This is a genomic window from Thermoleptolyngbya oregonensis NK1-22 (genome assembly GCF_032705245.1).
GTDB classification, from domain to species: domain Bacteria; phylum Cyanobacteriota; class Cyanobacteriia; order Elainellales; family Elainellaceae; genus Thermoleptolyngbya; species Thermoleptolyngbya sichuanensis.
In genome coordinates this window covers 3,696,065-3,712,462 of record NZ_CP053540.1, presented here as the reverse complement: position 1 = coordinate 3,712,462, position 16,398 = coordinate 3,696,065, and the positions used below count along the sequence as shown (strand labels likewise).

Here is a 16,398-nt window from a genome sequence, read left to right as displayed (position 1 = left end):
ATCACGCCGTCAGTCTGAGTTTGTCTAAGTTTGTCTAAGTTTTTGCCAGCCTTACGCCTACAGATAGATTTCAATCCTTCCGCAAGGTTCGAGGTTGAATTGGTCGCTCGATTTGGGAATTCTGAGTAGCAAGTTTTCATAACTTTAAGATCGTTTACTTTGGCACAACTTTAGGGCGATCGCCCCCAGCACCCTCTCTAGGAACCTCCCCACCGCCCTTGGTCAACCCAGCCCTGAATCTTCCCGAATTTCCCGCTCTTCGTTCGCCTAACTTTTGCAGCCAGTTATGACCTCCCAGCCTTCCGAATCTCAGGGTTTTCAGTCGAGCCAGCCAGTCGCTTTGTCCAGCCAATCGCTTAACAAGCCACTCAAACCAGCCCAATCTGACCCTTGCAAGACATCCCTCGATCTGGAACGAAAGCTCTCCCTGCTGATCGACCGCAGCCCAATGGCCGTGATCGAGTGGAACTCCCAGCTACAAGTTATGAGCTGGAATGCGAGCGCAGAGAGAATTTTTGGATTTAGCGCGGAGGAAGTTCTAGGACGCAATGCGAATCAGTTCATCCTGCCAGCGTCGCAGTTTGATCTGGTGAACGAAATCGTGATGCAGATCTTGAAGCAAAAAAATGGAACCCACAGCATTAACGAGAACCAGACCAAGGACGGCCGCACCATTACCTGCGAATGGTTTAACACGCCGCTGGTCAATTCCAACGATGAGGTGATTGGCATTATTTCGATGGTGAGCGATGTGAGCGATCGCCGCCAGACGGAGCAGCGCCTTCAGGATTCCGAGCGATTTCTCGATAGCGTGATCAACGGCAACCCCGACCTGATGGTGGTGAAAGACGAGCAGTTTCGGTTTGTCTTGGTCAACGAGGCGCTGTGCCAGCAGCTTGGGCGCGATCGCAGCGAACTCATTGGCAAAACAGACTACGACCTGTTTCCAGCAGCAGAAGCAGACCAACTCCGCAGGATCGATGAGCATGTCTTGGCAACAGGGGAAGAATATGTAGTTGAACACTCCGCCAAGCTAGCCGATGGAGAAACTCACTACTTTATGGATCGCAAAACGCGATTTCAAGATGCCAAGGGCCGCTACTTCATCATCGTCACTGTGCGCGACATTACCGAGCGCCGGCTGGCAGAGCTAGCGCTGGAGCAAGCAAAAGCCGAACTAGAAGAAAGAGTAGAAACCCGCACGGCGGAGCTAAAAGAGCAAGAGCAGTTTCTTCGCAGCATCTACAACGGCACCGATCAGGGCATTTTTGTGGTGGATGTTGACCCAGAGGGAGCGTTTCGAGTCGTGGACTGCAACACCACGCTGACTCGCATCACGGGCATTCCCCAGCACGCCTTTAGAAATAAGACGCTGGCAGAGATTTTTGACCCGGTTCAAGCCGAGAGCTTTCAGAAAAACTATGAGCGCTGTGTTCGAGCAGGCATCTCAATTTCCTACGAAGAGCGGATTCGCTATCCCGATGGCGATATCCAGTGGTTTGACACCACCCTGTCGCCGATTCGGAATTCGGAAGGGCAAATTTATCGCATCATTGGCACCACGATCAATATCACCGACCGCCGCAATGCCGAAGATGCGCTGACGGCCAGTGAAAACCGCTATCGGCTGCTGGTAGAAACGTCGCAGGATTTGATCTGGTCGTGCGATCGCAAGGGCTGCTTTAGCTTTGTAAATGCGGCCGCCCGCACCATTCTGGGCTATGAGCCGCAAGAAATGCTTGGTCGTCCCTTTAGCGACTTTTTGGCACCGGGACAGCTAGAGCGAGATCGGGAAATCTTTCGACGGGTGCTTTCTGGGACATCAGTGCTGAATCACGAGTCGGCGTATCTCACGAAGGACGGTCAGCGGGTGATGCTGCTGTTTAGCGCGGCAGTGTTGCGCGACGACCAGGGGAACGTCTTGGGTAGCACAGGCACCGCCCGCGACATCACCCGCGAAAAGCAGATGCAGCAAGAGCGATCGCGCTTGATTGAGATTCTGGAAGCCAGCCCCGACTTGATTGGCACGACCGCTCCAAACGGAACGTCCCTCTACATGAATCGGGCTGGACGACTACTGGCTGGCATTCCGCTCGACGCTTCGCTTGCAGACTACTCCATCACAAACTTCCATCCTGCTTGGGCTACGGAGCGCATTTTGCAAGAGGGGATTCCTGCTGCCGTTGAACAGGGGGCGTGGATTGGCGAAACGGCTGTTCTGACACATGAGGGCGAAGAAATCCCTGTTTCGCAACTAATTATTGCCCACAAGAACGCTGAGGGACAGGTTGATTATCTATCTACAGTAATGCGCGATATCCGCGAATTTCGCCAGGCTGAGGCAGCATTGCGCGAAAGCGAGGAGCGGTTCCGGCTAGTGGCCGAGCAAACCGGGCAAATTATTTATGACTACAACATTATCACGGGGCAAATTCACTGGGCCGGGGCGATCGCCCAAATGACTGGCAACACACCAGAGGAGTTTCAGCAGGTAGATGTTAAAGCGTGGGAGCAGCGCATTCATCCAAGCGATCGCCAGCGGACGGCCAAGATACTGGAAAAAGCTATCAATGAGCGATCGCAATGCCATGTGGAATACCGTTTTGCTCAGGCCGACGGCAGCTACATCTTTGTGGAAGATCACGGTGCGCTGCTGCAAAACGAAGCGGGTGAAGTCTATCGTCTGGTAGGCATCATGAATGACATTACCGAGCGCAAACAGGCTCAGCTTGAGCTAGAACGCTCCGAAGCCACCCTCCGCCAGCGGAGCGAAGAACTCCAGAACGCGCTGCAACAGCTTCAGCGCACCCAGTCGCAGATGATTCAGGCCGAAAAAATGTCGAGCCTGGGGCAACTGGTGGCCGGCGTAGCCCATGAGATTAACAACCCCGTGAACTTTATCTACGGCAACCTGTCTCATGCCAGCGGCTACACGCAGGACTTGCTGGGGCTGCTAAGTCTGTACCAGAAACACTATCCTGTGCCCCATCCCGAAATTCAGGACGAGGCCGAGGCCATCGACCTGCCCTTTGTACTAGAAGATTTGCCCAAACTCATTTCCTCTATCCGCGTTGGGGCAGAGCGCATTCAAAAAATCGTCGCGTCGCTGCGGACCTTTTCACGAATGGACGAAGCCGAGTTCAAATCTGTGGATATTCACGACGGCATCGACAGCACGCTGATGATTTTGCAAAATCGGCTCAAGGGCAAGAGCGATCGCCCCGAAATCCGTATCCTCAAGGAATACGGCAACCTGCCCCACGTCGAGTGCTATGCGGGTCAGCTCAACCAGGTGTTTATGAACATCCTCAGCAATGCCATCGACGCGCTCGAAGAGGCGATGGCCCAGCCCAACAGCCCATTTCAGGACAAAAAACGCCAGCCCAGCATCAAGATCCGCACCGATTTGCTGAACGGACAGTGGGTGTTTATCCGCATCTCCGACAATGGCCCTGGCATCCCCGAAGCCATTCGGCAGCGTCTATTCGATCCGTTCTTCACTACCAAGTCCGTTGGCAAAGGCACAGGCATGGGGCTGTCGATTAGCTATCAGATCGTGACCGAACGCCACAGCGGAACGCTAGAGTGCCACTCGGAACCGGGCAACGGGGCAGAGTTTGTGGTCAAGATTCCGCTGAAACAGATGAAGTCCGTCGAGTCGGGCGATTCGCGAAGCAATTCCTACGGGAATCGCCCCAGCAGCGAGCAGTCCAGCAGCTAGCCAATCCATTAGCTAGCCAACCCATCAGCTAGCCAACCCATCCGTCGCCCCGCCATCGCACCCGTCAGGACTGATGCAGGCTTCTACACTCCCAGCAGAGCGGCTACCCTGGCCGCAGCGCTTCACCCGTATCGGGGTCAAACAGGTGCAGCTTGTCGGGCATCAGCGACAGCCACACCTCATCTCCGGGCGAAACGGCGCGATCGGGTTCGATGCGGACTTGCAGCCAGGGTTCCTCGCTGCCGGGTTCGTGAATACTAACGCTGAGGAAGGTATCGGCTCCTAGCGCCTCGATGCGGCGGACACGGCCGGGCAGGTTTTTGGGAGCAGGTAGGCTGAGGTTGAGGTGTTCGGGTCGGATGCCCAGGACGAGCGATCGCCCTGCATAGGGTCGCAGCAGCAGTTCCCAGCTTTCGGGCAGCGTCATGCGGAACTGGGGATGGGCAATGACCAGCGGCGGCTGCACCTGCACGGGCAAAAAGTTCATCGGCGGCGATCCGATAAACTCTGCCACAAACCGATTCGCCGGACGATTGTACAGTTCCAGCGGCGTGGCAATTTGCTGAATCTGGCCCGCATTTAGCACAGCAATGCGATCGCCCATCGTCATCGCCTCTGTTTGGTCGTGCGTCACGTAGATCGTCGTTGTGCCCAGCTTGCGCTGGAGGTTCACAATCTGGGCGCGGGTTTCGGTTCGCAGCTTGGCATCCAGGTTGCTCAGCGGCTCGTCCATCAAAAACACCTGGGGATTTCGCGCCATTGCCCGCCCCAGCGCCACTCGCTGCTTTTGCCCGCCAGAAAGCTGCTTGGGCAGGCGGTTCAGCAGGGATTCAATTTGCAGCATTTGGGCCACGGTCTGCACCCGCTGGGCGATCGCCCGTTCGCGCTCGGTCATGTAGCGCAACCCCTTGGGCAGTGGACGAGTCGCCGCCACCAGCCAGTCTTGCCACCAGGACGGAGTGTCAGCAGGTTCCGTCAGAGCGCGGGCCGAACGGCGCAGCCCAAAGGCCAGATTGTCATACACCGTCATGTGGGGATAGAGCGCGTAGCTCTGGAACACCATTGCAATATCCCGCTGGTTGGGCGGCAACGGGTTGACGAGGCGATCGCCTACATAAATATTCCCAGCAGTTGCCGTTTCCAGCCCCGCAATCAGCCGCAGCAGCGTACTTTTGCCGCAGCCGCTCGGCCCCACCAGCACCATAAATTCGCCATCGCGCACGGTCAGGTTGATGCGCCGCAGCACCGCCGACGAACCCGCCTGGGATTCGCCCTCAGCTTTGCCCTTCTGAAAGCTTTTGTAGAGATTTTCTAAGACAACCTGAGCCACCGTAGTTCTATTGACTCCTAGAGCGTGTGCGATTGAGATGACCTGATTAAGATGACCTGATTTGAGGAACCAAGAGGGACGGATACGAGGAACTTAACAATCTATTGCAAACTCATGCAGACTATCGGGAACTCTATGGAATGAGGGAATATACAATCACGGTTTAAACAGCAGGTCGAGCCGCCTGCGACTGTCCGCCTGCAACTGCCACAAACCCGCGCTGAATCGCTCCCTGTCAAACAGCAAAATGGTTTATTTCTCCGGTATCCTGCGCTCAAGAGGCTAAATCTTGTCTGAAAGCTCTAGTAGTTTATCAGAGGGCATTTGAAAAAATCTAACGCAGAGTCTTCTAGCAACGAGCTTGGCGGGTCTGTCATGGAAGCACCCGATGTCGATGTGATTAATATCCTGATTGTGGACGATACACCCGCCAACCTACAGTTGTTAACGAGCTTGCTGCGGCGCAGAGGATATGAAGTGAGAGCTGCAAACAGTGGCGCTTTGGGATTGGCGATCGCCCGCGCTACGCGAACCGAAGTGGTGCTGCTCGACATTTCGATGCCCGAAATGGACGGCTTTACGGTTTGCGAACAGCTCAAGTCGGATCAGCGCACGCGAGATATTTCCGTCATCTTTGTCAGCGCCCTCAGCGAAGTCGTAGACAAAGTAAAAGCCTTTGCGGTAGGCGGGGTGGACTATATCACCAAACCCTTTCATGTGCAGGAGGTGGTGGCGCGAGTCGAAACGCATCTAACCCTGCGCCGACTCCAGCAGCAGCTCCAGGCGCAAAACGAGCGGCTACAGCAGGAAATGCGCGATCGCCTAGCCGCCGAAGCCGCCCTCCAGGCCGCCAACCTGGAGCTAAAGCGCCTCGCCAATTCCGACGGGCTGACCCAAGTCGCCAATCGCCGCCGCTTTGATGAATACCTGTCGCAAGAATGGCAGCACATGCTGCGCGAACAGCAGCCCCTCTCGCTGATTCTCTGCGATGTAGACTGCTTCAAGGCCTACAACGATGTCTATGGACACCAGGAGGGCGATCAGTGCCTCCGACAGGTGGCCCAGGTGATTGACGCTGCCGTAAAACGCGCCGTAGATCTGGTAGCCCGCTACGGCGGCGAAGAATTTGCGGTGATCTTGCCCAACACCGCCAGCGAGGGCGCGCAGCAGGTCGCCCAGGAAATTCAGGCAAGTATCAAAGCGCTGGCGCTGCCCCATGCCGCCTCATCCGCTGCGCCCATTGTCACGCTGAGCCAGGGCATTGCCACGCTGATTCCCCAACTCGACAAGGAACCTGACCAACTGATTGCCGCCGCTGATCAGGCGCTCTATCGAGCCAAGCAGTCTGGGCGCGATCGCATCGTAGTGGCGACTCCAGATTCCGAACCGCCGATCCGAACCGCCGATCCGAACCGCCGATCCAGCGCTATTCCAGGGGCTTCTGGCTGGGAACCCCAACCGGACGGGGAAACTCCGCCAGGGTAGGCGCAGTTTTTCGCAAATACAAACAGTGGCGGGCGGCACGGCTGATCGGCGTGGTGAAGGGGGCGATCGCCTCCAGGTTCCCCCCCAGAAGTTTCAGAACCGGCCTCAGCGCAGCAGTTTCCGCCTCGCTCCACTGCCCGCGATACAGCACCGCCACCCCGCCCAGCTTCAGCAGCGGCAGCGCATACTCGGCACAGACCGCCGCCGGAGCCACCGCCCGCAGCAGCGCCCCATCATACTGTTCGCGGTGTTGCGGAGCTTGCCCCACCACCTCAGCGCGATCGCAAAGGGTCTGGGCATTTTGCACCCCCACCTGCACCAGCACCGTTTCCAAAAACGCCAGCTTCTTGCGCGTCGAATCCAGCAGCGTCACCTGAGCCTGGGGCAGGGTCAGCGCGGCGGGAATGCCAGGAAAGCCTGCGCCAGTGCCGATGTCGATCAGCCGCAGGGAGGACGGGAGGGCTGGAGGATTTTCCAACGTGCCGCGCCTCTCACAATCCCGGACTCTCAGCCCCCACTCCCGAACCCCCACCAGACCACTCATCGAGTCCCACAGATGCTTTTCCCAAAACTCTTCGGGGTCGGTGATGCGGGTCAGGTTGAGGCGCTGGTTGCCGTCCAGGATGTGGGTATAAAGCTGCTGAAACTGCTCTTGCTGGGCGGGGGTGGGCTGCCAGCCGAGGGTGGTCTGCCACAGTTCGGGCAGGGTGGGGAGCGTGGGGAATGATGCAGCGTGGCTCATGCTGAAGGAGTTGGCGGCGGCTAGGCGCTGGCAGTGATAAAGAGGGACGGCTCGACGGACTGGAGTTGGCCGTGGTGCAGCGTCCAGCAGCGGTCGGCGATCGCCGCCAGTTCGCTGGCATCGTGGGACACCACCAGCAGACACCAGTCTTGCTTGAGCCGCGCCAGCACGCTGACCAACTGCTGCCGCATCGACCAGTCCAGCCCAGCGGTGGGTTCGTCTAGCAGCAGCAAAAAGGGCTGGCGAATCAACTGCACGGCCAGCGCCAGTCGCCGCTGCTGTCCCCCGCTGAGGTCGCGGGGTGATGTGCCCAGAGAGAGATGATCCAGACCCACTTCCTGGAGCGCGTGATGGAGGCGATCGCGGCTCAGTTCGGGATGGCCCAGCCGCAGTTCTTCCAAAATCGTGCTGCCGCAAAAGTGCCGCTCTGGAAACTGAAACACCAGCCCCGCCAGTTCCCGCAGATATTCCGGGTTCAAGTCTTGGTCGCGCCAGCGGATCGTGCCTGACGTTTTCTTGGCCAGCCCGCTGAGGATTTCCAGCAGCGTGCTTTTGCCAGAGCCGCTCGGCCCCACGATCAGCCCCAACTGCTGCGGAGCCATGTCCAGGCTGATGTCCTTCAAAATTGGGCTGGGGGTGGCGGCGGGATGATAGCTAACGTCGCGCAGATGGAGCATGGGCAGAGATCAGGGCTTAGAGAGCGAGGGTCAAGCGTCAGGGATCAGGCAGGAATCAGGTCTGGGCGTGCAGCAGCATGGCGGCGTAGGGGGTCTGGTGCTGGTGAGCTTTGCCGTCGGAGCCAAACAGACGGATCTTTTCCATAATGACCGATCGCATGGCGGCGATCGCCCCTCGCGTGACATCCAGCAAGTCTTGCTCATCGTCGCCGCAGACCTGTCCCGCCAGCGTCGCCATATACGCCTGCCGCACCTCAGTATTGACGTTAAACTTGCACACGCCAAGCTGAATCGAACGGCTAATCATCTCTGCGGGCAAGCCCGATGCGCCGTGCAGCACCAGCGGAATCGAGAGCCGCTGCCGGATTCGCGCCAGCCGATCAAAATCGAGCCGGGGCGGGCTTTTATATTCCCCGTGGACGTTGCCGATGGTTACGGCCAGCGCGTCTACCCCCGTCGCCGCGACAAATTCCACCGCCTGATCCGGGTCGGTCATTTTGGCTTCCTTTTCGGCAATGGTCAGCCCGTCTTCGGTGCCGCTGATCCGCCCGATTTCCGCTTCCACCACCGCGCCATAGCGATGCGCCAGGGCCGTCATGTCGCGGGTAAAGGCAAGGTTCTCGGCATAGGGCAGCGGCGACCCGTCCGCCATGATCGAGCGCATCCCCGCCGTCAGCGCGTCCTGAATATCGGCTGCGGAGGTGCTGTGGTCGAGATGCACCGAAATGGGAACCGATGCAGCCCGCGCCGCTTCCAAACAGAGCGCCACCAGAGGCGATCGCCCATACTTCAGCGCACTCGGATGCAGTTGCAGCATTGCCGGACTCTGCAACGCCTCCGCCGCCTCCACCACCGCCTTCACGCCCTCTAGGTTATAGACGTTAAACGCACCAATGGCATAGGCATTGCGCCGCGCTGTTTCCAGCAGTTCTTGGGTGGAGGTGAGCATGGGTTTGAAAGGGATGAGGCGGGGCGGAAGAGAAAGGTTGCTCTTTCCTTCATTCCATCATCGCATCATCGCATCATCGCATCATCGCATCATCGCATCAGCCCGCTGACCTCACACGCTCCCGTGCCCCCTCGCCCCGCCGACCCACAGGCACATGCTCCGTCGCCGCCGCCAGCCCAAAGACGGGCATATTGCCGTAAATCGCTTCGTATTGCCCCGGCTGAATCAAGTAGGTTTCGTGCCAAATGCCAACGCTGCCATCGCTGCCCACGGCCTTGTTAAACGCCTGCCAGGCCGGGAGGTGCGGTTCAGACGGACTGCGGGCAAAGCGCTCCAGGTCTTCAAACGATCGCCAGTAGGACATCATCATGATGCCCAGGGGAAAGAGCCGAAAGAAGCTCTCTGCACCCAAAAAGCCCTTTTCGGGATGTTCCGTCAGCGTTTTGATCATCGGCCCCATCGCCTGGGCAACGGGCAGCCATTTGCCAAACGCCCACGGCTGATTCACGCGCATCCCAATTAGAAACACGACAAACTCGGTGTCGATCTGCGCGGTATAGCGACCGGGCCTGACTAGAGAATGAGCCGTTTGAGCAGAACTTTGAGCCGAATCGGGCGGGGAAGGTAGTGGGTTCATCACCAGACTCCAGAAATTCAAAAAGTAGATTACTCAATTTATTGAGTATAATCAGCATGGTATATTCGCATTGTTGAATATGTCAAGTAATTGGATTGAGACATCCCGATGGCGATCGCCCATGCAATTCTCGCGGCCCTGCTCCACAAGCCATGCAGCGGCTACGACCTGGCAAAACGGTTTGACCAGTCGGTCGAAAGTTCCGTCGGCTTCTTCTGGACGGCCAGCTTCCAGCAGATTTATCGGGAACTGGGGCGGCTAGAAGAAAAAGGCTGGCTGCAAGCGGAAACCGTGCCGCAAGACCACCGCCCCGACAAGCGGATTTACTCCGTCACCGAGGCGGGGCAGCAGGCGTTGCGCGAGTGGATCGCCGAACCCGACGACCCCATGCCCATGAAAGACGACCTGCTGGTGAAGCTCTATGCGGGTCATCTAGTGCCGCCCGAAGCCATGATTCGCAAGCTAGAAACCCAGCGCCAGCAGCACCAGCAGCGCCTCGCCATCTATCAGGAAATTCAGCAGAGTTATTTCCAGCATCCCGACACCCTCTCGGCCCAGTCGAAATACGTCTATTTGACGCTGCTGAATGGGCTGCACTATGAGCAGGGCTGGCTCGCCTGGTGTGAAGCAGCGATCGCCCTTCTGCAATCTTGAGGCTGCAATCTGGAGAGCGAAGACTGGACAGCAGGCTAGCGGAGAAACTGGGGGCGGGCCTGCTGCGTTTGCTGGAGCAGCGCTTCCAGGGCGGGCCAGTTTTGGGTTTCGACGTGATGAATCACCTGGTCGAGGCGATCGCGGTATTGATGCAGCCCGTGCAGCAGCGCCGTCTGGTTGTATTGCGCCATCATCACCCCCAGTTCGGGGTTGCCGCCGCCGACGCGACTGGTGTCCGCAAAGCCAGAGCTGGCCAGGCATTGCGCCAGTTGCAGCACCGCTGCATCGGGTTCTGCAAGGCAAGTCGCAATCAGCCCCGCGCTGACCATCACGGGCAGATGGGAAATCAGGGCAACAGCGCGGTCGTGGGCGGCGGGCGGGCATTGGTATAGCCGCGCCTGGAGCGATCGCACCAATTCCGCAACCGTTTCCAAATCGGCGGGTTGGGTGCTGTCGATGGGAGTCAGCACGTAGGGGCGATCGACAAATAAATGGCGCTGGGCGGCCTCCAGCCCGCTTTCGGCCGTACCCGCCATCGGATGTCCACCGACAAAGTGGGGCCAGCGTGGGGCGATCGCCTCTATAATCGGCTGCTTCACCGATCCCACATCGGTCAAGATGGCATCGGGCTGCAAGTGCGGCAGCAGCGCCTCCACCGTCGCCGCCATTGCCCCCAGCGGCGTACACAGCACCACCACCGCTGCTTCTGCCATCAGCGCCAGGTCAGGACTCGCCCGATCCACCACGCCCAGGGCGATCGCCCGCTCACAGGTTTCCGCCCGACGGCTCATGCCCAAGATCGTGTGGCCGAGCGATCGCCAGTCCAGCGCCAGCGACCCACCAATCAGCCCCAGCCCAATAATGCCAATCTTCACAGCCCGCGCTCCGCCTGGTTTATCGTGCAGCCCCGTTATTTTACCGGAGAGGGGATGAGGGGGATGGGACAAAAAACGAAAAACGAAAAACGAAGCCTCTTCACTCTTCGTTCTTCGTTCTTCGTTCTTCACTCTTCGTTCTTCATTCTTCACTCTTCATTCTTCTCCCTTCCCTCGCTCCCCCCAACACCACCAAGCGAGTATGTCACAATGAAGGACAGTCCACCGGAGAATGAAACCAGCGCGTGATCGAGGTCGAGGTTCATCAGCAGCTACGGGCGTTTTTGCGGGCGCAAGGCGAACCCTACTGGCCCCATCATTTGACGATGGCGCGGCTGGTGGCGCGGGCCCTGCGGCTGGGGCGCAGTGCGCTGGTGCAGGCGGGTGCGCCGTCGGGCTATCACGGGCGCTATCGGCTGAGCTATTTGATGCCCGCGCTGCTGTGGCCCGAGGCGACGGTGCTGGTGGCTCCAGAGGCAGTGCAGCAGCGCCTGCTGATGGTGGAGATTCCCCGGTTGCGCCAGTGGATTCCGGCAACAAAGGCAATTCGGACGGGCGATCGCCTCCCGCAAGACGGGTTTCAGGGCTTGCTGCTGACCACGCCCCAATCCTGGCTGGCGGATCGGCTGCGAAATGAGGGACGGTTTCCGCCCGCAGTGCCAACGATTTTTGACGGCGCAGATGATCTGGAGCGCTGGGCCCGCCAAGAGTTAACCATTACGCTCCGTCCTGCCGACTGGGACGCGCTGATGCTGGCCTGTCCGAGCCAAACGGAGCAAATTCGAGATATGCGGGTGCGGCTCACCCGCCAGTTGTTTCAGCATCCGGCAAATCCTTACGATTGCTATCTGCTAGATGCAGCCGAGCTAGCGGTATTGAGCGAACTGGCACAGCGGCTAGCGGAGGAAACCGCTGCCCTGCCCGATGTCTGGCGGCAGTTTTGGCAGCATTATCCGCAGCCGGGGCAGATGATTTGGGCAGATGTAAACCGCCGGCTGGGTCAGTTTGCGATCGCCTGTGCGCCCGCAGACCTAGCAGAACTCCTGCGCCCCGTGTGGACACAGCAGCCCGTGGTGCTGGTGGGCGGCGCGGTGGATCAGGAAACCGACGCGGAAATCTATCGACAGCGCATCGGGCTGGAGGATGTCACCTGTCTCAAGTTTTCGCCCGATCGCCAGCACGAGCTTATTCATCTCTACCTGCCCGATCGCTTTCCCCTGCCCAACACGCCCCAGTTTCAGCCCGCGCTGATGAGCGAACTGCGGGCCATGCTGGCGGCGAACGTAGCACAGCAGGGATTGACGGTGGTGCTGGTGGGGGATGTGCCGCTGCGATCGCAGCTTGGGTCGCAACTGGCGGCGGAGTATGGCTCCCGCGTGCAGGTGGAAAAAACCTGTCTGGATGAGCGGGGCATTCTGGTATGCGGCTGGGAGTTTTGGCGAGAGCAGCAGGCCGTCTTGCCCGCGCCCAGCCTGCTGGTCATCACCACGCTGCCGATTCCCTCCCTGGAGGAGCCGCTGGTGTCTGGCCGCGTCGCCTACTACAAGCAGCAGCGCCAGGATTGGTTTCGGCTTTATCTGCTGCCAGAAGCCCTAAGCGAGCTGCAACGGGCGATCGCCCCTGCCCGCGAGTCCCAGGGTGTGGTTGCCCTGCTCGACACCCGTGTAAACTACCGCAGCTACGGCCAACAAGTCCTCGCCGCCCTAGCTCCCCTGGCCCGGATTAATTACCTCGATGCCAGCCTCTTTCGACACCTTGAAGGCATGGGCATTCTGGAATAGCCGCTTACTGACTTACTGAAAGGCGTTTGGGCTGGCGGAGATACAGCCTCACAGCACTCTCATGGCGCTTTAGACGACAGGCTCATGCAGACCTCTCCCTGGCAGGGATTGACTTCAACGATGACATGAGAGAGCGCGGGGATGTGTTTCAGCAGGTTTTTGTAATGCTCTGGTGGCTGCGGATCGTGGGTAACTAGCGCAACGGTGGCAGCTAGATGAACCGGGCTAACGTTCCACACGTGCAAATCAACCACCCGATTGTCGGCATCGGCTTCGATGGCGCTGATCAGGTCTAGCCGAACCGTGCGATCGGTTGCGCCGTCTAGCAAGATGGCCCCCGTTTCTCGGATCAGACTATTGGCCCATCGAGCAATCACCACTGCGCCAACCACGCCCATGATTGGATCGAGCCAAGTCCAGCCTCCCAATTTGCCTGCTAAAAGGGCGGCGATCGCCAGCGTCGAGGTCAGCGCATCTGCCAGGACGTGAACATAGGCAGCCCGCAGGTTGTGGTCGGTATGGGACGAGTGCGCCGTCTCGTGCGGAAGATGCGGCTGGTGAGAAGGAGCCACAGGGTCGTGGGAATGGCTATGAGAATGATCGTGGGAATGGCTATGAGAATGATCGTGGGAATGGCTATGAGAATGATCGTGGGAATGGCTATGAGAATGATCGTGGGAATGGCTATGAGAATGATCGTGGGAATCTTGCAATAGCAAAGCGCTGACCAAATTCACCCCCAGCCCCAGCAGCGCCACCCAGAGGGCTTCATTAAACTGAATCTGCTGGGGCTGAAATAGCCGATATCCCGACTCGATCGCCATCAGCAGCGCCACCACCGCTAGGGCGATCGCACTCGTAAACCCACCCAGCACGCTAACCTTCCCCGTGCCAAAGGTGTATTGGGGATTGTTGGCCTGTTTCCGGGCGTATTGGTATGCGAAGACCGTAATTCCAAACGCGGCAACGTGGGTTGCCATGTGCCACCCATCGGCCAGCAGCGACATCGAGCCAAACAGGGTTCCCGCTGCAATCTCAGCAACCATCGTGACAGCAGTCAGAACCAGCACAATTTGGGTCTTGCGTTCTGCCCGATCCTGACGGATCAAAAAGTCGTGCGGATGTTGCCAGGGTTCCAGGGTGTGAATGTGCATAGCGCTCACCAGAGCAAGCTGAGTCTCTATAGCTTACGACCAAGTTTGACTTTAGCCTATCAATTTCCTGTTGCTCATAGATTGCTCCAGATGACCCAAATCGCCCTTGTATTTTGGAAGTAGCAGGAGTAACTCTGGACACGCCCTCAAGCTCAAAGCTCGCTGCCTAGATTCAAGAGCCTCCTGCCCTCAGTTTAGATTGCCAACGGCAGAGTGGACAGTATAACGGGTGTTCAGCGTCATGAACCAACCCGGATTGACAAGGATAGCATCGGGAGTGCAATCGCCCCTCCCTCAGGAGTGCGCCGATGACATCCACGATTTGTTTAGGTATCAACATTCCCGGTCATCTACGCTGTTTTGCATTCCAAGCAGTCCTTTGAACCGACCAAACTTTGTCCTGCACCTTGACTACCGAAACAGTATCTAGATTCCGTTCTTCTGAAAACCCTGACGATTTGGAGGCATCTGAATCAACCCTTCATCTCCAACCCCGCTACAGCTTGAGGATGAGCCGGGCGACGTTTAAGTAAATCATCACGCCGAGGACATCGACAAACGTGGTGATGAACGGGGCCGACATGAGGGCGGGGTCGAACCCCAGCCGCTGGAACAGGAAAGGTAGGCTGGAACCCGCTACCGAGGCCAGGACAGAAATGCTCACCAGACTTGTGCCGACGGCGATCGCCACCACCCAATTTCCCTGCAACAAGTACGCCCACAGCAGCACCACCGCGCCCAGCATGATGCCCAGAAACGCCCCGGCGATCGCCTCTCGTCCAATTATCGCCCAGGGTTTGGTGGAGCGCAGTTCGTCGGTATTCAGCCCGCGAATGATGACGGTAGACGACTGTGCGCCCACGTTGCCGCCTGTGCCAATCAGCAGCGGGATAAACGCCGTCAGGGCCACCACCTGCTCCAGTACGTCCTGCTGGCTGCGAATCACGGCACTCGTCCCTGTGTTGGTAATCAGCAGCACCAGCAGCCAGACCACCCGCCGCCGCGCCACCGTCAGCAGATTGGTCTGAAAATAGCTGGCATCGCCCGACTGCACGCCGCCCAGTTGGTAGATCTCTTTCGTGGCCTCAGCCTCCAGCACGTCCAGCACGTCGTCTACCGTGACGATGCCCACCAGCCGTCGCTCGGCATCCACCACGGGCAGCGCCAAAAAGTCGTACCGCTGGATCAGCCGCGCCACGTCTTCTTGGGCCGTGTCAGTTTGCACGCTGACCACCTCGCGCACCATGATGTCGCCGATGGTCTGCTCTGGCTGGGCCACCACCAGGTCGCGCAGGGAGAGGATGCCCGTTAGCCGCCGGGAGCCGTCCGTGACGTAGAGGTAATAGATCATTTCGCTGGCGCGGGCGAGGCTGCGGATGTGCGCGAGCGCCTGGGTCGCGTCCCACCCTTCCTCTAGGGAAATGTATTCGGGGGTCATGATGCGCCCAGCGGTGCCCGGTTCATAGCCCAGCAGCAGGGCCGTTGCGCCACGCTCCTTGGGGCTGAGCTGCGACAAGAGCCGCGTCACGACCTTGGCGGGCAGCTCGTCGAACAGGCGGGCGCGGTCGTCGGGCGACATCTGCTCCACGATATCCAGCACGTCCTGGCCGCGAAACTCTTCGATCAGCGATTGCTGTACCTCCAGGTCGAGGTATTCGTACACCTCAATGGCTTCGTCCTTGGGCAACAGGCGAAAGGCGATCGCCTGGAGAGGGTTGGGCAAATCCTCGATTGCTTCGGCAATGTCGGCCGGCTGTGCGGGCGCGAGCAGGGCTTTGGCTTCTGGCAGGTTGTTGGCTTCTAGCAATAGCTGGAGTTGCGATCGCACGATGGGCCGCAACTCAGTTTGGGAAAGGCTTGGGGAACCCGACGGAGACTCGTCTTTAAGAGCGGTCAAGGGTGTTTGAAAAGGCGGGATGGGGTAGGACTGGCAGATGATCTAGATGATTTGGGGCGATCGCGCTGGCTCTCGCTTGTTATCTCAGTGTAGAACGAGTGGGTAGAACGAGTGAGTAGAACGAGTGGGGCGATCGCCTTAATCTTGTCCCGAATCTCGTCGGATAGATAAATCGTTACTTGATTTTTCTTCGTAACCACGCGAATAATCCCTGCTTGCCTCTATTCAAGGCTATTTCCTTTCAAGAAACCGCTAATCCAGTTCGTCGAGCCGATGCTTCTCGATGATTTCCTGCTGTTGAGGCTGTTGCAGCCATAGTTCTAGCGCTTCTGCGACAACTGCGCTGATCGACTCTTCTCGAATCGTGGCGATCGTCTTCACCAGCTTATCGAGGTCAGAGTCCAGATAGATTCTGAGTTCCGGGCGTTTTTTGGCGCTCACTCGTCTTGCATCACCGCAAACGTACAGACAGGATCTTCTCATTCGGTCTTGCGGC

13 protein-coding genes are annotated in these 16,398 nt (G+C 58.4%); 4 read left to right on the top strand and 9 right to left on the bottom strand.

The annotated features are described in order from the left end of the window. Positions 1-286 precede the first annotated feature (286 nt). Positions 287-3,721, top strand: coding sequence for a PAS domain-containing sensor histidine kinase (locus HNI00_RS15715; RefSeq protein ID WP_316787520.1), 3,435 nt, complete (start codon positions 287-289; stop codon positions 3,719-3,721). 103 nt (positions 3,722-3,824) lie between these two features. Here the strand turns inward: HNI00_RS15715 and HNI00_RS15710 are convergent, their stop codons facing one another. Continuing rightward, positions 3,825-5,051, bottom strand: coding sequence for an ABC transporter ATP-binding protein (locus HNI00_RS15710; protein ID WP_316787519.1), 1,227 nt, complete (start codon positions 5,049-5,051; stop codon positions 3,825-3,827). Positions 5,052-5,426: 375 nt separating this feature from the next. Between HNI00_RS15710 and HNI00_RS15705 the strand changes: the two genes are divergently transcribed. Beyond that, positions 5,427-6,536, top strand: a complete 1,110-nt coding sequence (locus HNI00_RS15705) for a diguanylate cyclase domain-containing protein (protein WP_316787518.1) — start codon at positions 5,427-5,429, stop codon at positions 6,534-6,536. On the opposite strand, the gene rsmG is transcribed toward HNI00_RS15705, so the two are convergent. The 4 genes from rsmG to HNI00_RS15685 all read right to left on the bottom strand — a co-directional run bounded on the left by rsmG (position 6,478) and on the right by HNI00_RS15685 (position 9,541). Beyond that, positions 6,478-7,278, bottom strand: coding sequence for a 16S rRNA (guanine(527)-N(7))-methyltransferase RsmG (gene rsmG, locus HNI00_RS15700; protein ID WP_316787517.1), 801 nt, complete (start codon positions 7,276-7,278; stop codon positions 6,478-6,480). The two genes, HNI00_RS15705 and rsmG, sit on opposite strands and share 59 nt — an antisense overlap. Positions 7,279-7,298: 20 nt before the next feature. Further along, entirely contained in the window at positions 7,299-7,955 is a 657-nt protein-coding gene (locus tag HNI00_RS15695) for an ABC transporter ATP-binding protein (RefSeq protein ID WP_172356195.1), read from the bottom strand. 55 nt (positions 7,956-8,010) lie between these two features. Then, positions 8,011-8,904, bottom strand: coding sequence for a class II fructose-bisphosphate aldolase (locus HNI00_RS15690; protein ID WP_316787516.1), 894 nt, complete (start codon positions 8,902-8,904; stop codon positions 8,011-8,013). 97 nt (positions 8,905-9,001) lie between these two features. Beyond that, complete coding sequence (locus HNI00_RS15685) at positions 9,002-9,541, bottom strand: DUF4188 domain-containing protein (RefSeq protein ID WP_277772787.1); 540 nt, start codon at positions 9,539-9,541, stop codon at positions 9,002-9,004. A gap of 108 nt (positions 9,542-9,649) precedes the next feature. On the opposite strand from HNI00_RS15685, the gene HNI00_RS15680 reads away from it, so the two are divergent. Beyond that, a complete protein-coding gene (locus tag HNI00_RS15680; protein WP_172356188.1) occupies positions 9,650-10,195 on the top strand; it encodes a PadR family transcriptional regulator in 546 nt (181 codons plus the stop codon). Positions 10,196-10,230: 35 nt separating this feature from the next. Here HNI00_RS15680 and HNI00_RS15675 read toward each other — a convergent pair whose 3' ends face one another. Then, the gene (locus tag HNI00_RS15675) at positions 10,231-11,070 is read right to left on the bottom strand and encodes a prephenate/arogenate dehydrogenase (protein WP_316787515.1); all 840 of its coding nucleotides are present in this window, start codon (positions 11,068-11,070) and stop codon (positions 10,231-10,233) included. Between the two features lie 245 nt (positions 11,071-11,315). Here HNI00_RS15675 and HNI00_RS15670 point away from each other — a divergent pair, with 245 nt between their 5' ends. Next, entirely contained in the window at positions 11,316-12,851 is a 1,536-nt protein-coding gene (locus HNI00_RS15670) for a helicase C-terminal domain-containing protein (protein ID WP_316787514.1), read from the top strand. Positions 12,852-12,910: 59 nt separating this feature from the next. Here the strand turns inward: HNI00_RS15670 and HNI00_RS15665 are convergent, their stop codons facing one another. The 3 genes from HNI00_RS15665 to HNI00_RS15655 all read right to left on the bottom strand — a co-directional run bounded on the left by HNI00_RS15665 (position 12,911) and on the right by HNI00_RS15655 (position 16,343). Further along, positions 12,911-14,005: a cation diffusion facilitator family transporter gene (locus HNI00_RS15665; RefSeq protein WP_316787513.1), complete on the bottom strand. Its 1,095-nt coding sequence runs from the start codon at positions 14,003-14,005 to the stop codon at positions 12,911-12,913. Between the two features lie 496 nt (positions 14,006-14,501). After that, the gene (gene mgtE, locus HNI00_RS15660; protein WP_316787512.1) at positions 14,502-15,902 is read right to left on the bottom strand and encodes a magnesium transporter; all 1,401 of its coding nucleotides are present in this window, start codon (positions 15,900-15,902) and stop codon (positions 14,502-14,504) included. Between the two features lie 252 nt (positions 15,903-16,154). Then, positions 16,155-16,343, bottom strand: coding sequence for a hypothetical protein (locus HNI00_RS15655; protein WP_316787511.1), 189 nt, complete (start codon positions 16,341-16,343; stop codon positions 16,155-16,157). Positions 16,344-16,398 lie beyond the last annotated feature (55 nt).